The sequence below is a fragment of the Burkholderia sp. B21-005 genome, assembly GCF_020843965.1.
Classification (GTDB): Bacteria; Pseudomonadota; Gammaproteobacteria; order Burkholderiales; family Burkholderiaceae; genus Burkholderia; species Burkholderia ambifaria.
In genome coordinates this window covers 851,573-866,620 of sequence record NZ_CP086302.1, presented here as the reverse complement: position 1 = coordinate 866,620, position 15,048 = coordinate 851,573, and the positions used below count along the sequence as shown (strand labels likewise).

14 protein-coding genes and 1 pseudogene are annotated in these 15,048 nt (G+C 64.6%); 4 read left to right on the top strand and 11 right to left on the bottom strand.

Annotation, left to right across the window (positions count from 1 at the left end; genetic code table 11):
• Position 1: 1 nt before the first annotated feature.
• The gene (gene hcaF / locus LMA02_RS20285) at positions 2-544 is read right to left on the bottom strand and encodes a 3-phenylpropionate/cinnamic acid dioxygenase subunit beta (protein WP_228909543.1); all 543 of its coding nucleotides are present in this window, start codon (positions 542-544) and stop codon (positions 2-4) included.
• The gene (gene hcaE / locus LMA02_RS20280) at positions 541-1,896 is read right to left on the bottom strand and encodes a 3-phenylpropionate/cinnamic acid dioxygenase subunit alpha (RefSeq protein ID WP_228909542.1); all 1,356 of its coding nucleotides are present in this window, start codon (positions 1,894-1,896) and stop codon (positions 541-543) included. Before hcaE ends, hcaF begins: the two co-directional genes overlap by 4 nt.
• On the opposite strand from hcaE, the gene hcaR reads away from it, so the two are divergent.
• Positions 1,877-2,914, top strand: a complete 1,038-nt coding sequence (gene hcaR, locus LMA02_RS20275) for a DNA-binding transcriptional regulator HcaR (protein WP_228909541.1) — start codon at positions 1,877-1,879, stop codon at positions 2,912-2,914. The genes hcaE and hcaR overlap by 20 nt on opposite strands.
• Positions 2,915-3,183: 269 nt before the next feature.
• Here hcaR and LMA02_RS20270 read toward each other — a convergent pair whose 3' ends face one another.
• The 7 genes from LMA02_RS20270 to LMA02_RS20240 all read right to left on the bottom strand — a co-directional run bounded on the left by LMA02_RS20270 (position 3,184) and on the right by LMA02_RS20240 (position 11,103).
• Entirely contained in the window at positions 3,184-4,059 is an 876-nt protein-coding gene (locus LMA02_RS20270) for an alpha/beta fold hydrolase (RefSeq protein WP_124551207.1), read from the bottom strand.
• A 67-nt stretch (positions 4,060-4,126) separates the two neighbouring features.
• Positions 4,127-5,383 carry a 3-(3-hydroxy-phenyl)propionate transporter MhpT gene (gene mhpT / locus LMA02_RS20265; protein ID WP_228909540.1) on the bottom strand — a complete coding sequence of 419 codons (1,257 nt, stop codon included), beginning with the start codon at positions 5,381-5,383 and terminating at the stop codon, positions 4,127-4,129.
• A gap of 89 nt (positions 5,384-5,472) precedes the next feature.
• On the bottom strand, positions 5,473-6,492 hold the full coding sequence (gene dmpG, locus LMA02_RS20260; RefSeq protein WP_039355196.1) for a 4-hydroxy-2-oxovalerate aldolase: 1,020 nt from the start codon (positions 6,490-6,492) through the stop codon (positions 5,473-5,475).
• 13 nt (positions 6,493-6,505) lie between these two features.
• The gene (locus tag LMA02_RS20255) at positions 6,506-7,447 is read right to left on the bottom strand and encodes an acetaldehyde dehydrogenase (acetylating) (protein WP_059599515.1); all 942 of its coding nucleotides are present in this window, start codon (positions 7,445-7,447) and stop codon (positions 6,506-6,508) included.
• A 13-nt stretch (positions 7,448-7,460) separates the two neighbouring features.
• A complete protein-coding gene (locus tag LMA02_RS20250; RefSeq protein ID WP_228909539.1) occupies positions 7,461-8,264 on the bottom strand; it encodes a fumarylacetoacetate hydrolase family protein in 804 nt (267 codons plus the stop codon).
• 20 nt (positions 8,265-8,284) lie between these two features.
• Positions 8,285-9,244 carry a 3-carboxyethylcatechol 2,3-dioxygenase gene (locus tag LMA02_RS20245; RefSeq protein WP_228909538.1) on the bottom strand — a complete coding sequence of 320 codons (960 nt, stop codon included), beginning with the start codon at positions 9,242-9,244 and terminating at the stop codon, positions 8,285-8,287.
• Positions 9,245-9,246: 2 nt separating this feature from the next.
• On the bottom strand, positions 9,247-11,103 hold the full coding sequence (locus tag LMA02_RS20240) for a bifunctional 3-(3-hydroxy-phenyl)propionate/3-hydroxycinnamic acid hydroxylase (RefSeq protein ID WP_228909537.1): 1,857 nt from the start codon (positions 11,101-11,103) through the stop codon (positions 9,247-9,249).
• Positions 11,104-11,295: 192 nt separating this feature from the next.
• Here LMA02_RS20240 and LMA02_RS20235 point away from each other — a divergent pair, with 192 nt between their 5' ends.
• Entirely contained in the window at positions 11,296-12,087 is a 792-nt protein-coding gene (locus tag LMA02_RS20235; protein WP_228909536.1) for a DNA-binding transcriptional regulator, read from the top strand.
• 393 nt (positions 12,088-12,480) lie between these two features.
• On the opposite strand, the pseudogene LMA02_RS20230 reads toward LMA02_RS20235, so the two are convergent.
• A pseudogene (locus tag LMA02_RS20230) lies at positions 12,481-13,296 on the bottom strand (electron transfer flavoprotein subunit alpha/FixB family protein); the annotation flags it as partial.
• A 42-nt stretch (positions 13,297-13,338) separates the two neighbouring features.
• Here LMA02_RS20230 and LMA02_RS20225 point away from each other — a divergent pair.
• Together LMA02_RS20225 and LMA02_RS20215 are read left to right on the top strand one after the other, a co-directional pair.
• Entirely contained in the window at positions 13,339-13,506 is a 168-nt protein-coding gene (locus tag LMA02_RS20225; protein ID WP_228910096.1) for a hypothetical protein, read from the top strand.
• Positions 13,507-14,079: 573 nt separating this feature from the next.
• The gene (locus LMA02_RS20215) at positions 14,080-14,370 is read left to right on the top strand and encodes a hydrogenase maturation factor (RefSeq protein WP_228909535.1); all 291 of its coding nucleotides are present in this window, start codon (positions 14,080-14,082) and stop codon (positions 14,368-14,370) included.
• Positions 14,371-14,477: 107 nt separating this feature from the next.
• Here LMA02_RS20215 and LMA02_RS35305 read toward each other — a convergent pair whose 3' ends face one another.
• Positions 14,478-14,609: a hypothetical protein gene (locus LMA02_RS35305; protein WP_267478988.1), complete on the bottom strand. Its 132-nt coding sequence runs from the start codon at positions 14,607-14,609 to the stop codon at positions 14,478-14,480.
• Between the last annotated feature and the right edge of the window lie 439 nt (positions 14,610-15,048).

Below are 15,048 nucleotides of genomic sequence, written 5' to 3'. Positions count from 1 at the left end.
ATCAGAAAAGCACACTGAGGTTATGGGAAGACAGCACTGCCTGGTCGAGCACGATCTCTCGGCGGCATATGTGCCAATCGCCGACGTCGTCCGCACGACGCACGCGGTCGCGGCGCGCCCCGACATAGAACGTCTCGTCGCGCTCCTTCTGCGAGCGGTACAGCAGATAGTTGACGTACACGTCGTATTCTCCGTGCGCGTCGGTCGGTTCGACCCGGACGTTCGCGAGCAGATGCCGCGTGCGCGAAGGCGGCTCCTCGGCCCACGCCATGCCCGTCTCGAGCCGTGCGATGCGGCGCTCCAGCTGCGCCTTCGTGTCGTTGAAGATCCACGTGGTGGGCGGCTGAACGCCCTTGCGGCGGTCGCGCGTCTGGGCGTTGACGGTCGTGCGCATCGTGTACTGCACGTCGTTGCTCAGCAGCGCGAGCCAGTCGCGAAAGCGCCATGTATCGAGGCAGTCGGCCTCGCGATACAAGAACTGCGTGATGTCGTGATGCAGCCCCGCTGTCACGGGCACCCGTTCGATCGTGGCGGCGTCGTTCATTTCAGCAGCTCCTGTTCATATTCGCGCGTCCGGCGCTCGACTTCGCCCCAGTTGTCAGACAGCAACAGGTCGGCCCAGCGGCGGTACATCCCGCGCGCCGCCGTTTCCGAGAAGATGTAGTTGGTAATGCCCGGAATGCCGTCCGTGCGCACACGCTCGCCGCCCAGGCCCATTTCGACGCAGAGCCGCGTCTTGCGCGCGCGGTTGCCGCGCAGCACTTTCTGCACCTCGACCCAGTTCTCCGAATCGTCCTGCTCGAGGAAGCCGGCGGGGCCGAACGCGCGTGTCGCGCTGCGCTCGAATGCGGCCTTCACTTCGTCCGACGCCTGCTTGTCCGCGATGCAGAACGCCCACACCTCGACCTGGTTCGGGCCGCGCGGATGCCACACGCGCAAGGTCGCGGTGCCGTTCAGCCAGGACATCGTCGGGAACAGGTTGTTGTGGCCCGCGAGACGGCGCGCGCGCACCGTCCCCAGGCGCGCCTCCGCTTCTTCATATGTATCGCGGAAATACTGGGACACTTCACCGTCGACCCATACGTTCGCGTCCGGCTCCTCGGTGAAAAAGAAGCCGCTGCCGTGGCCGGCCTGACCATACTGCAGGGCGTCCTTTGCGGTCTCCCACACGGGGCGCGCGGTCTGCCCCGCACCGAGGGCCTTGTCGCCGGCACCGGCCTTCACGCCGAGCACCTCGATCGCCGACGCGTGTGAGTACAGCGCGTGATACTGGTCGCTCGCAAACTGCTCGGCCGGGAATTTCCAGTTGCAGTCGATCACCCATTTGTGCACGCCGCCCACGATCTCGGTGCCGCCTTCCCGGCGATCCAGCACGCCATCGAGATACCATGCCATGTCGCCCATATAGGCGTCGAGATCCGGCGCATCGGCGTCCCAGTTACCAAACACCAACCCCTTGTAGATCGCAACCCGTGTGACTTCCTGCAGCCCGAGATGCTGCTTGCAGAGGCCATGCGGAAACGCGCGAGCCTCAAGTGGCACGTCGATCAGCGCGCCGTCCGTGCCGTACGACCAGCCGTGATACGGACACGTAAACGAGCGCGCATTGCCGGAGTCGGCGAAACTCACGCGCATCGAGCGGTGCCGGCACTGGTTCAGGAATGCCTTCACCGAGCCGTCCTTTTGCCGCACGACGACGATGGGGTCCTCGCCCATGTACGTGTTGAAGAAATCACCGGCCTTCGGAATCTGGCTCACATGCGCGAGGAACAGCCAGCATCGTCCGAAGATGCGTTCGAGCTCCAGCGAGTAGATCGCCGGATCGGTATAGATCGACGACGCCACGCGGCCGTTGCGTGCGTCGACCAGTGCGTCGATGTCAAGCTTCTCTGTCATTTGCGTCTCCTCCGTGGCACCATCCGTTCCATACGGACAGGCACGCGAGGATGATCGTCGGTCGTGCGTTCGTTGTGAAATAGTTTGTTTGTTTGCCGTTAGACGTTTTGGCGATGACAGCCGAATGGAACTCCGACACTTACGATATTTTGTTGCCGTCGCCGACGAGCTGAACTTCACGCGCGCCGCGCAACGGCTGCACACCGCACAGCCGTCGCTGAGCCAACAGATTCGCGATCTCGAGGACGAGGTCGGCACGCGGCTGCTCGAGCGCTCGAAGCGTAAGGTCGAGCTGACCGAAGCGGGCCACGTGTTCCTTGCGGAAGCGCGGCTGGTGCTCTCGCAGGCGGACCGCGCTGTCGAACGGGCTCGTCAAACGGGCCGGCGGCAAGCACTGACCGTGAGAATCGGATTTGTGCCAGCAGCGGAAGTGGCCATCTTTCCGGCGATCCTGCCAAAGCTGCGGATGCAGTGTCCGGGTGTGCACGTCGAACTGCGGAGCATGCCGACGATGGAACAGGAGGACGCGCTGCTGCGTGGCGACATCGACATCGCGTTCATGCGTCGGCCCGTGCAGGCGCCGAATCTGCATGCAGAAGTAGTGCTAACCGAACCGCTCATCGTGCTGATGCAGGCCGATCACCCGCTCGCCGCGCATGCGCGCATCGCACCCGCGATGCTCGACGGCCAGCCGTTCATCCAGACCAATCCGGCCTACGCGGGGCAGCTGTACGACATCGTCGACCGGTACTTCATCGACCACGGGATCCACCCGGATGTCGTGCAGGTCGCGACGAACATCCTGCTGAACCTGAACCTCGTCGGGATGGGGCTCGGCGTTGCCCTGCTGCCGGCGTACGTCGCGGCGCTGGTTGGTGAATCGATGTGCTGCCGCGCGCTTGCCAGTCCAGCGCCCCGCATCGATCTGCTGATGGTCACGCGCGCGGAGCCGCATTCCCGGGAGCTGGGCGCCCTCGTGGACCTGATGCGCCGCGCAACCTTCAGCCACCACGACTGAACACGATGCGCTGTCGGACGAAGATCGCGCCCAGCGCATTCGAAGTGGCGGGATCGTGCGCAACTACGCAGGATCATGGGCGGCCGCGCGAAAGACGAGCCGGCATCATCCCGTCGAACCGGACCACAACGCCCCCGAGGGGGGGCCGCCGCGGAATCGGCCGGAAGCGATCGTTGTGATCCGAATCGAGGCCAACGCGACGATCCGGCCGACGCGCAAGCCCCGGATCGGTGAAATGCCGTTCGAAAGCAGTGCTCGCATCGCTGCACTCAATGCTGCAGAAAGTCGACCACCATCCGGTTGAACGCGTCCGCATGCTCCCACTGCGCCCAGTGCCCGCACCGGTTGAACACATGCAGTTGAGCGTTCTGCATTCCGGCGATGAGCCGCAGGCCGGTATCCATTGGCACGAACCGATCGTCGCGCCCCCAGATCACGAGCGTCGGCGCCGCGATCTCGCCCAACCGCGGGCCGTAGTCGGTGAACTGTTTCGGATTGGCCGCGAGGCTCTTCACGAAGTTCTCGAGGTGATCGCGCCGCGCGAGCATGTTGTCGAGGCGTGCTTTCATCAACTCGTCCGTCAGCGCGCTCGAGTCATAGACGAACACGTTCATCATCCGTTTCAGGTTCTCGATCGTCGGCTCGCGATACAGCCCCTGCAATAGCTTGATGCCTTCGGTCGGCATCGGCGCGAAGTTGCTCGGGCCGCCGGTGCCGCCACCCATCAGCACGAGTTTGCCCACGCGCCCGGGATTGCCGAGCGCGAACGCAACCGCGCTATGCCCGCCCATCGAATTGCCGAGAATATGCACGCGCTCGATATCGAGCACGTCGAGCAGCCCCTTCAGCACGCGGCCGTTGAGTTCCGAGCGCGACGACGCACAGACGATCGGATCGCTCTTGCTCCAGCCCGGGCAGTCCATCAGGATCACGCGATAGCCGGCCGCGACCAGCGGCTCGACGTTGCGGTTGAAGTTCGCCCAGCCGCTCGCGCCAGGACCCGAACCATGCAGCATCACGACCGTCTCACCGGTCGGTCCGGCGCCCGTGTCGTTATAGTGGATCCGCAGTTCGAGGTCGCCGTCCTTCACGCGGGCAAACTGGCTCGTCGACGCTTCCGTGATCGGTGATGTCGTCGCAGTCATGATGATGTCCTTTCCGAAAAAATGAATGATCTCGATCGCGGGCCACGCGCGCGGCCCGCCCGAATCGCTACACGCGCTGCGGCTCGCCCGTGCGCTGCCGCGCGAACGCGCCCACCACCGTCAACGCCGCCACCGCGGCGATCACGATCAGCGGGATGCTCGCCGACACCAGCATCGACGGGCTCTGACCGAGCGCGAACAACTGCCCTGCCACCAGCGGCCCGAGAATCGAACCGAGCCGCCCCACCGCGACGGCCGCACCCACGCCCGTGCCGCGCACTTCGGTCGGATACGCATGGCCGGCCAGCGCATACAGCACCGACTGGCCGCCGACGAGGAACAACCCGCACAGCAAGCCGCCGATCGCCATCGACGTCGCGCCACCCGCGCTCGCCAGCGTGGTCAGCGCGACAGCGACGCCGACATACATGCCGATCACCGTGCCGCGCCGCCCAAAGCGGTCCATCAGCGTCGCGATCGCGACGGCTCCGATACCACCGCCGATGTTGAACATCATCAGCACGACGTTGGCCTGCACGCGTGTCAGTCCGCGCGACAGCACCATCGACGGCAGCCAGTTCATCAGGAAATACAACACGACCAGCGTGCCGAGATAGCTGATCCACAGCGCGACGGTCGTACGCGCGCGGCCGTGTCGCCACAGCGCGTCGCTCACGCCGGGCAGGCCAGCGACATGGCCCGCCACGGTCGACCGGGTCGCCACGAACTGCCGCGACTCGTGCAGGAACATCCCGAGCAGCGGCACCATGACGAGCGGCCCGAATCCGCCGACGTAAAACACGTGACGCCAATTCGCATCGCCTGCGCTCGCGATGCCGATCACCGCGGCGATCGCCGCGCCGAACGGCATCCCGCAGTACATCGCGCCGACCGCCGTGCCGCGCTGCCGCGGGCCCGCCGCTTCAGAGCACAGCGCGATCAGGTTCGGCATCGCAGCGCCGAGCCCGCAGCCCGTCATCAGTCGCGCAACGAGCAGGCTCTCGAAGCTCCAGACCTGCGTCGTCGCGAGCGAGAACAGGCCGAACATCGCGACCGACCACATCAGCACGCGCTTTCGGCCGAACCGGTCGGCCAGCCGGCCGCCGAGCGCGGCGCCCGGAAGCAGGCCGAGCGCGCCCGCGCTGAACGCCCAGCCCATCTGCGCGACGGCGAGCGAAAACTCCTTCGCCATGCGCGGGCCAGCCACCCCCGCCGATTGCAGGTCCAGCCCTTCGAGCAACGCAATCGCGAGGCACAACATGATCGTCGCGTGTCCCGTGCGTCCATTTCGCGCGGTATCGCCTTCCTTTCGTGACTTATTCATCCAAAGTCTCCAATGATTGATATGCAGGCCGCTCTTGCCGGCGGCTGTCATGTATCGGACCGCGACGTGCGCGGTCCTGCCGTCCGTTGCTATGCGGCCTCGCCACGCTTCTTCAGATCGAGCGCGACGTCGACGATCATGTCTTCCTGGCCGCCCACCATGCGGCGCTTGCCCAGTTCGACGAGGATGTCCACGGTGCTGATGTCGTACTTCTTCGCGGCGGCTTCCGAGTGACGCAGGAAGCTCGAATACACCCCCGCATAGCCGAGCGCGAGCGTTTCGCGGTCGACGCGCACCGGACGGTCCTGCAACGGTCGCACGATGTCGTCGGCGGCATCCATGAGCGTGTAGAGATCGGTGCCGTGGTTCCAGCCCATCCGCTCGGCCGCCGCGATGAACACTTCGAGCGGCGCATTGCCGGCGCCCGCCCCCATTCCTGCGAGCGACGCATCGATCCGGTCGCAGCCTTCCTCCACGGCGACGATCGAGTTCGCGACGCCGAGCGACAGGTTGTGGTGCGCGTGCATGCCGGTTTCCGTTTCGGGCTTCAGCACCGCCTTCACCGCACGGAACCGGTCGCGCACGTCCGACATCGTCAGCGCGCCGCCGGAATCGACGACGTAGATGCAGGTCGCGCCGTAGCTTTCCATCTTCTTCGCCTCGACGGCCAGATTCTCCGGCGTCGTCATGTGGCTCATCATCAGGAAACCGACCGTGTCCATGCCGAGTTCGCGCGCATATTCGATGTGCTGCTTCGAGATATCCGCCTCGGTGCAGTGCGTCGCGACACGCACGATGCGCGCGCCGGCGTCGTAGGCAGCCTTCAGGTCGTGAATCGTGCCGATGCCCGGCAAGAGCAGCGTCGCGATCCTCGCGTGTTCGACGACGTCCGCTACCGCCTCGATCCATTCGAGATCGGTATGCGCGCCGAAGCCGTAGTTGAAGCTCGATCCTTGCAGGCCGTCGCCGTGCGCGACCTCGATGCTGTCCACCCTGGCGCGATCCAGCGCACGCGCGATGTCCTGCACGTTCGCGATCGAATACTGGTGCCGAATGGCGTGACTGCCGTCGCGCAGCGTCACGTCGGAGATATACAGTTTCTTGCTCATCGCCGTTTGCTCCTTACGCGCTCACGCGCGCCTGCGCCATGCGTTCGGCGGTCGCGAGCGCGGCGGAAGTCATGATGTCGAGATTGCCCGCGTAGGCAGGCAGGTAATGCGCGGCGCCCTCCACTTCGACGAACACCGACGTTTTCAGGCCGCTGAATGTTCCCAGGCCCGGAATACGGATCGGTGCGCTCGCCGGAATCTCGTCGAACTGCACCTTCTGCTTGAGTCGATAGCCAGGCACGTACGCGTGCACCTTCGCGACGGTGTCCTCGATCGACGCCTCGATCTCCGCGCGAGACGCGAGGTCGGACAGCGTATAGACCGTGTCGCGCATCATCAGCGGCGGCTCGGCCGGGTTCAGCACGATGATCGCCTTGCCCTTCGCGGCGCCACCGACCACCTCGATCGCCTTCGACGTCGTTTCGGTGAATTCGTCGATGTTCGCGCGCGTACCGGGGCCCGCCGACTTGCTGCTGATCGACGCGACAATCTCCGCGTAGTGCACCTTCGCGACGCGCGACACAGCCGCGACGATCGGAATCGTCGCCTGGCCGCCGCACGTGACCATGTTCACATTCGGCGCGTCGATGTGCGTGTCGAGATTGACGACCGGCACGCAGTACGGACCGATCGCGGCGGGCGTCAGATCGATCATGCGAATCGACGGCTTGAGCGTGCGCAGCAGCGCTGCGTTGCGAACGTGCGCGCCTGCGGACGTCGCGTCGAACACAAAATCGATCTGGTCGAATACCGGCAGACGCGTGAGCCCTTCGACACCTTCGTGCGTGGTCGCGACACCCAGTCGCGCGGCGCGCGCGAGACCGTCCGAGTTCGCGTCGATACCGACCATCGCCGCCATTTCCAGATGCCTGCCATGACGGAGGATCTTGATCATCAGGTCCGTGCCGATGTTGCCGGAGCCGATGATCGCAGCCTTGAGTTTTTCGGAAGCCATGCGAGTTCCTGAGTTAAGCCGTGAAAGTTGCCCGGACGCTGCCGAGCCCGTCGATCTGCGCGACATAGGTGCCGGCCTCGCGGACGGCGACCATCGGACCGAGCGCGCCGGTCAGCACCACGTCGCCGGCGCGCAGCGGCGTGCCGAGCTGCACCATCCGGTCGGCCAGCCACACGGCAGCGTTGAGTGGATTGCCGAGGCAGGCGGCGCCACTGCCCTTCGACAGCACTTCGCCATCGCGGGCCAGTGTCATCGCGCAGCCCGTCAGATCAAGCCGGGAAAGCGGTACCGGACGGCTGCCGACCACGAAGCGCGCGCTCGATGCGTTGTCGGCGACCGTGTCGACGAAGCGGATGTCCCAGTCGCGGATGCGGCTGTCCACCACCTCGATCGCGGCGAGCGCATAAGCGCTCGCGCGCAGGATGTCGACGAACGTGTGCCGGTCTTGCGTGAGGTCGTGATCGAGCACGAGCGCGATCTCCGCTTCGACCTTGGGCTGGATCAGTTGCGCGAGCGAAATCGGCGCCCCGTCGCCGCAAGCCATGCTCGCGAACAACGCGCCGAAATCGGGCTGGTCGACGCCCAGCTGTGCCTGCACCGCGAGCGACGTCAGGCCGATCTTGCGGCCGACGATGCGCTCGCCGTTCGCGACGCGCCGGTCGACGTTGGCCTGCTGCACCGCGTAGGCCATCGTCATCGCGTCGAGCGGGATGCCGCCCGCGGCGGCCTCGCCGCGCAGCGGCGCGATCGTGCTGAGCGACGCCTCGGCTTCGCGCAGTCGCGCGGCCAGTGTCGTCACAAGGTTCGAATCGGACATCGAGGTCTCCTGGAGTTCTGTCACGCCAGCGCCGCGACGGCGGTCGACGGCGTGGCGTGCATGGTGGCGAAACCCGCGATCCATTCGGGAATCGCGCGGTAGTAGTCGAGTGACGCGTGGTACGGGCCATACGCGGCGAGCACGGCGAATGCGGCGACCCATGTGCGGATCTCGTGCGCGGACTTGCCGCCGTCGCGCGTGATCGCGTCGTTGGCCACGCCGTCCAGCGCTGTCAATTCGCCGGATGCGAGTCTGGCAAGGAACGCGCGATCCCATTCGGGATTGAGCGGATGCAGCGGACTGTCGCCAGCGGCAAACGAACGGGCGGCGGCCACGGTACGCGCCTGGCGCGCCGCGCGCGACTCGGCCGACGGATTGCGACCGGCGATCAGCCGCTCCGCCACTTCGGCCGTCGCGCCGATCAGTTCCGGTACAGGTGGCTCGTGCGAGATGCCGCCCGAGCCGACCACCAGCACGCGGCGGTTGGTGCGCTCGAGCTGGCGACCGATCGCATCGCCCAGCAAACGCGCGCGGCGCAGCGTCGCCATCGGCGGCGCGACGGAGTTGATGAATACCGGGATCACCGGATAGCGATCGAGTCCGCCGGTGAGTACTTCGAGTGCCTGCGCGCAGCCGTGGTCGACCTGCATCCGGTACGACAGCGCAACATCGACGTCGGCGGCCAGCACGCTTTCCGCCAGCCCGTGCGCGAGATCGCCCGGCACCGGCAACGTGCCGGCCAGGCTCTTGAAATCACCGATCGCGTCGGCGCGTGCGCCGATGCAGAACGGCGGCATCATGTCGTAGAAGAATCCGTTGAAATGATCGGGGGCGAATACGACGATCAGGTCAGGCTGGAAGCGCTCGACACGTTCACGCGCGGCTCGGCCGATGCGCTCGACTTCGGCAACCACGTCGGGCGCCGGATCGAAATAACCGTGCAGCGGCGTATGGGACAGACATTCGAGATGAATCGGCATGCTCATGCTCCTGCCGTGTATGTGAGGACATCGCGATCGCACACCGGGCCCTGCGACGATGGCGCGACGTCGCCGTGCTCGTGCCGCGCGCCCCCCGTCACGCCGAGCTTTTCCGCTAACGCGACAATCGCCGAGGACACCTGCTGTGGCGCACATACGCCCGCAACGAAACGATCGGGACGCAGCAGCACGACCGACTCCGGCAGACGGCTGAACCAGTCCTTCAAGCGGCCCGTCTCGTCCCCGATCGCGAGCACGTCCGAGGGCACGTCGTCGGCGTACGCGAGCTGGGCGTCCGGCTTCGCGATCACGAAGCGGCCACCGATCCGCGCCCACAACGCACGCGCCTGCGGCGTCATGCCGAAGGTCGGATCCGCGCCCCAGCCCAGCAGGACGAAACCGGTGCCGATCGCGTCGTCGAGCAGCACGGTGCGGCCCTCGGGCAGCCGCACGCGGGGCTGGATGAACATGCGCCCGACCGGCGACGCGGCAAACGGATCGCGACCGTACGCGAGCCGGCCGATCAAGGAATCGCGCTTTTCGCTCATCAGGCCGAGCAGCCGGCCCGGTGCGGAATTGCCCGATCGTTCGAGCACGCGGGCAAGCCAGCCGCGCCTGGGCGCATGCGCGGGCAGCAGTACCGCGCCCGCCTCGTAACGCGGCATCGGCTTGAAGCGCATTTCGACGAAGTAGCGCTTCACCGCCGGGAACAGGGTCAGCGCACGCACGAAAGTGTCGCGAAAGCGCGCGCCGAAACGTGTCGTCGGCGCGAATATATCGCCCGCCACTTCGGAAAGATGGATCATCGAACGCGCATGCGCGCGGCGCTCGACGGTATAGGTTTCGAGCAGCCGGCTGTCTGCCAGCCCCCGCGCGACCATCGCGAGCTTCCAGCCGAGATTGTTCGCGTCGCGGATTCCGCTGTTGTAACCCTGCCCCTGCCACACCGGCATGATGTGCGCGGCGTCACCCGCGAGCAGGATGCGGCCCACATGAAACGTCGACGCGAGACGCGCATTGTGCGTATAGACGCGCTTGCGGATGTAGTCGACTGCATCCGGATCCGCAACCACCTTGCGAATCAGTGCAGCCATGTTCTCGGGTTTCGACAGTTCTTCCTCGGTCTCGCCCGGCATCACCATGAACTCGAAGCGGCGAATGCCGTGCGGCAGCGCCGCCGACACGTACGGCCGTTCGTGATCGCAATGCAGATAGATGTGCGGCGAGCCGATCGGGTCGTTGCGCACGTCCACGACGATCCACTGGTTCGGCTTCGTGCGCCCTTCGAACGGCACGTTCAGCACGCGGCGCACGAAGCTGTTGCCGCCGTCCGCGCCGACCATGTACGCTGCGCGCACGGTCCGGCGTTCACCGTCAGCATCGTCCACGTCGATGCTGACGCCGTCGGCGTCCTGCGTGAACGATGCAACGCTGTGAGCGAACAGCACCTGGACGTGCGGGAAACGCGCGAGGCCTTCGTGGAGCACGCGATCCGCGAGCGGCTGGATGAACGCGTTGCGGCGCGGCCAGCCGAATTCGTCGGTGCGCGGCTCGATCGATGCGAAGCAGTGACCGTCCTTCGTCACGAATCGCATCCAGTGATCGGGCGTCGTGTGCGGCACGAGTTCGTCGGCCAGGCCGATCGACTGGAATACGCGCAATGCTTCGTCATCCAGACCAATGGCGCGCGGGTAATCGATGATCCGTTCGAGCTTCTCGATCAGCGTGACACGCACGCCCTGAAGGCCCAGAATGTTGGCGATCATCAAGCCGACCGGGCCGGCGCCGATGATTGCGACGTCGGTGGAAAGCGGGTCGCGCCGGTCGCGATGCGTGGTGGGACTGGGTGAGGGATTCATGTGTCTCCTTCCTCGCGCGACTCGGTGGTCGCTGCGTATGCCGATGGATTCCGGCCGGGGCACGTCGCGGGTTCCGTGTCGCGTCGTGTGGCGGCGGGATGGAGACAAGTCTAGGGAGCGAGAGACACCCGCTCAACAATTTCAACCAAATGTGCAAGGGTTGCACATCGTTGATTTTTAATACATTTTTCGATGAGCAAGTACGCAAATGTCCGAGGATTGTCGCGCGGCCTGCAGGTGCTGCAGGCCCTCAATGCGCTGGAGAACGGTCGCGCGACGAGCCAGCAGTTGAGCGAAGTCACGGGGCTGCACCGCACGACCGTGCGGCGGTTGCTGGAAACGCTGGTGGAAGGCGGATTCGTGCGGCGCAGCGAGTCGGACGACACGTTTCGTCTGACGTTGCGCGTGCGCGAGCTGAGCGAAGGATTCACCGACGACGAGCACATCGCCACCGTCGCGCCACCGATCATGGCGCGGCTGCTGCAACGCATCGTGTGGCCGTCCGACCTGACGACACCCGACGGCGATTCGATGGTCATTCGCGAGACGACGCATCGCTTCAGCCCGCTGTCGTTTCATCGTTCGATGGTCGGGCGCCGGCTGCCGATGCTGCTGACGGCATCGGGGCGCATCTACTTCGCGTCGTGCCAGGATGCGGAGCGCGAGGATATTCTCGACCTGCTACGCGCCGGTGCCGGCGGTGAGCAACAGCAGCAACTCGCGTCGGACGACGCATTCATCCGCAATCTTGTGCGGCGGACGCGCGCCGATGGTTTCGGATCGAACCATGGAGATTGGACCGAACAACGCAAAATCGGCTCGCTCGCCGTCGCGGTCAGCGCGCATGATCGGGTGATGGCGGCGCTGAACGTGATCTACCTCGAGCACGCGATCAATCCGGCCGAGGCCGTGAAACGCTTTCTGCCTTCGCTGCAGCACGCCGTACAGGAAATGACGAGCGCGCTCGATGCACCGGGGAATTAGCAGGTGGTGGTAGCTAGCCGATACGCCGCTGTGATCCTGGCCAGCAAGAATGTCGCAGATCACATCGGCGGAATTCGCTCGCCAGTGTGGCGGCCGGAGAGATTCGGCCCGCCGTAACGCGTCGGAATTCTCGGACCATTCCGTTATTTCGTGGGCGGGGCATATCACGAGGTGTAAGAGTCATGGATATGCCGATGAAGAAGAAAAGGCAAACGGTAGCAGTTCAGGCAGCGGCCCGCGGGCGGCTGCCTGAACTTGAGGCTCGCTGCGAGCTCATACGAACGTTCCGTAGCTATCAGTCGCTCGATGGATTTCACACGACGGCCCTGGGCATGCTTGAGACAAGTAACATCGCAGCATCGACCTCGGATGCGCGACTCACCTCCCGCTTGCTCAGAGTGCTGCAACCAGTTCCGGCACCGCCGCAAACAAGTCTGCCTCCAGGCCGTAGTCTGCCACGCTGAATATTGGCGCCTCGGGGTCCTTGTTGATCGCGACGATCACCTTCGAATCCTTCATGCCGGCCAGATGCTGGATCGCACCCGAGATGCCCACCGCGATGTACAGCGGCGGCGCGACGATCTTGCCGGTCTGGCCGACCTGGTAGTCGTTCGGCACGTAGCCGGCATCCACTGCCGCCCGTGACGCGCCGAGTGCTGCCTGAAGCTTGTCGGCCAGCGGCTCGAGCACCAACGCGAAGTTCTCGCCGCTGCCCAATCCGCGGCCGCCCGACACGATGATCTTCGCGCCGGTGAGTTCGGGACGGTCCAGCTTCGTCACCTCACGGCTTACGAACTGCGACTTGCCGGCGTCGGCGGCCGCTTCGATTTTGTGGACCGACGCGCTGCCGCCTTCCGCTGCAACCGGATCGAACCCCGTTGCACGCACCGTGATGATCTTGATCGGGTCGCTCGACTGCACCGTCGCGATCGCATTACCTGCGTAGATCGGGCGCTCGAACGTATCGGCCGAATCGACCGCCGTGATGTCCGAGATCTGCGCGACGTCCAGCTTCGCGGCGATACGCGGTGCGATGTTCTTCCCGTAGGCGGTGGCCGGCGCGAGGATGTGCGAGTAGTCGTTCGCGATGCTCAGCGCGGTCGCCTCGACGTTTTCCGCCAGACCCGCTTCGAGCTGCAGCGCGTCGGCCAGCAGCACCTTCGACACACCCGAGATCTTCGCTGCCGCATCGGCTGCTGGTTGTGCGTTGCTGGCTATGGACATGGAGCGGCGTGTGCTTTGGCTATCGTGATGAAGACCAACTCCGTACGTACGACGGGCGTCATGTTGGCCTATTCATTGACGAAGAAATTTATGGTCCGGATGGCGTGTATCTCGGTGAGCTTGGTTCCGAAGACCGGCTCATCACGCGGCAACGAAAACTCGGCCGTCGAAAGCCGCAATTCCGGCCGCGCATGATCGTGAACCGCCGGCCGCAAGTGCCCCCTCCTTGGTTTTGGCCCAAACGCGTCTGGGCTGCGGATCGAATCCAGAAAGTCATGTCCGGCCCAGCTCAGGCGTCGGAACCAGTAGCCCATCATCGAGCCAGCGCCTGCGGAGTCAATCAGGCCGGCTTCCTCGATTAGCGAGATCGAACTCTTGGGCGACCTCGCCAAAGGCTTTATCAAGAAGCAGATCGAAGATCGTACGGGCGTCAAACTCTGACCTTGTACCTATCGTCACCTTGGACACGCCGGCGCCAGTAGGGGTTGTCGGCTGGGCACCCCATAGTTCAGGGGATGGAATGAGAGGCGCGAAGCTTTACCAGCAACGCTTCTCGTCCTCGATGTAGCAGATTTGTAGCGCAAAAAAAGCCCGCTCGCAGCGGGCTTTGGTGCTTCTGGGCGTCGACCCCGCCCCCTGTTGCAAAGCAACTGGCCTCTAGCAGTGACTGGCGTGCATAGCCTAGATTCGCGTCGCAATTCGACTGTACCTAGCTATACTTCCGCGTGCATGATGTGCAACGGTTGCCCAACCTGCAGGGAGGCGGATATGAATAGCGCGTACACCTACCGCGGATACGCGATTGAGGTTCGCTGTGAACACAAGGTCTACGCATCCGACACCGACGTGCCGACCGATGATGTCTCGTACGGCTTCGTTGCAATCGTCCATATCCGCGCAGCAAACATGCCGTCGCTCTTCCTCGGGCCTGTTCGATTAGCCGACGACCACGGCAAGCTGTTTGCCGAGAGCCTTGATGCACTGAGAGCCGGTCGCTCTGCTGGCGAAACTCTCGTCGATGACCTTCTCACAGGCGCCAGCGTCAACATTCAGCGGTGACGGTCGCGCCGCAGTTCGTGAATCACGTAAAGAGGAAAATTCCCACCGTAGCTACACTGGATACCTCACCACGTTCGCTGCCGCGTTCTTGTAACTCCCCTCTTCGGTCATCCCGCCTGTCGCCTGAAGGTACGCGGATCGGTCGTCATCTTGAAGCCTTCGTGGATCGACACCAAGGCCACCTCGAACATCTGCATCGCGATCACCGCGCCCCCGATCGCCGCGTAAGCCTGCTCCATGCGATTTTCCCGTTAGTGAGGCTGCGCGGAAATTGTCCGGACTTGTGATGCCGCAACCGCCTGCTCCTGCACGTGCAGCTAGTGGTTCCGTTCGTATCAAAACTGAAACGTTCCCTCGACGTTCCCTCGCACGCTCGGTTGGCCGCGAGCACACAGCACCTTCGACACTGGCGATTGCCGCACGCGGTCGTGTGATCGGTCTAATCCGTAACACGGCTGAAAACAGTTTCATCGTTTCAAAGTAGCTCTTGGTGTAGCCGAGCCGCCGAGCCCCTACGAGTATCCAAAGCATGATGCTGGCATGTCACTTGCGAGACGACATACGCGAACGCGCATGAGTGGTTCGACCGTTGATTGGCAGTACAGCACTCTCAGCAGCAGCGGTCGGAACGCGCTCGTTGGAGGGATAGTTTTTAAGCCTTTATTCCATGCGCTCAGC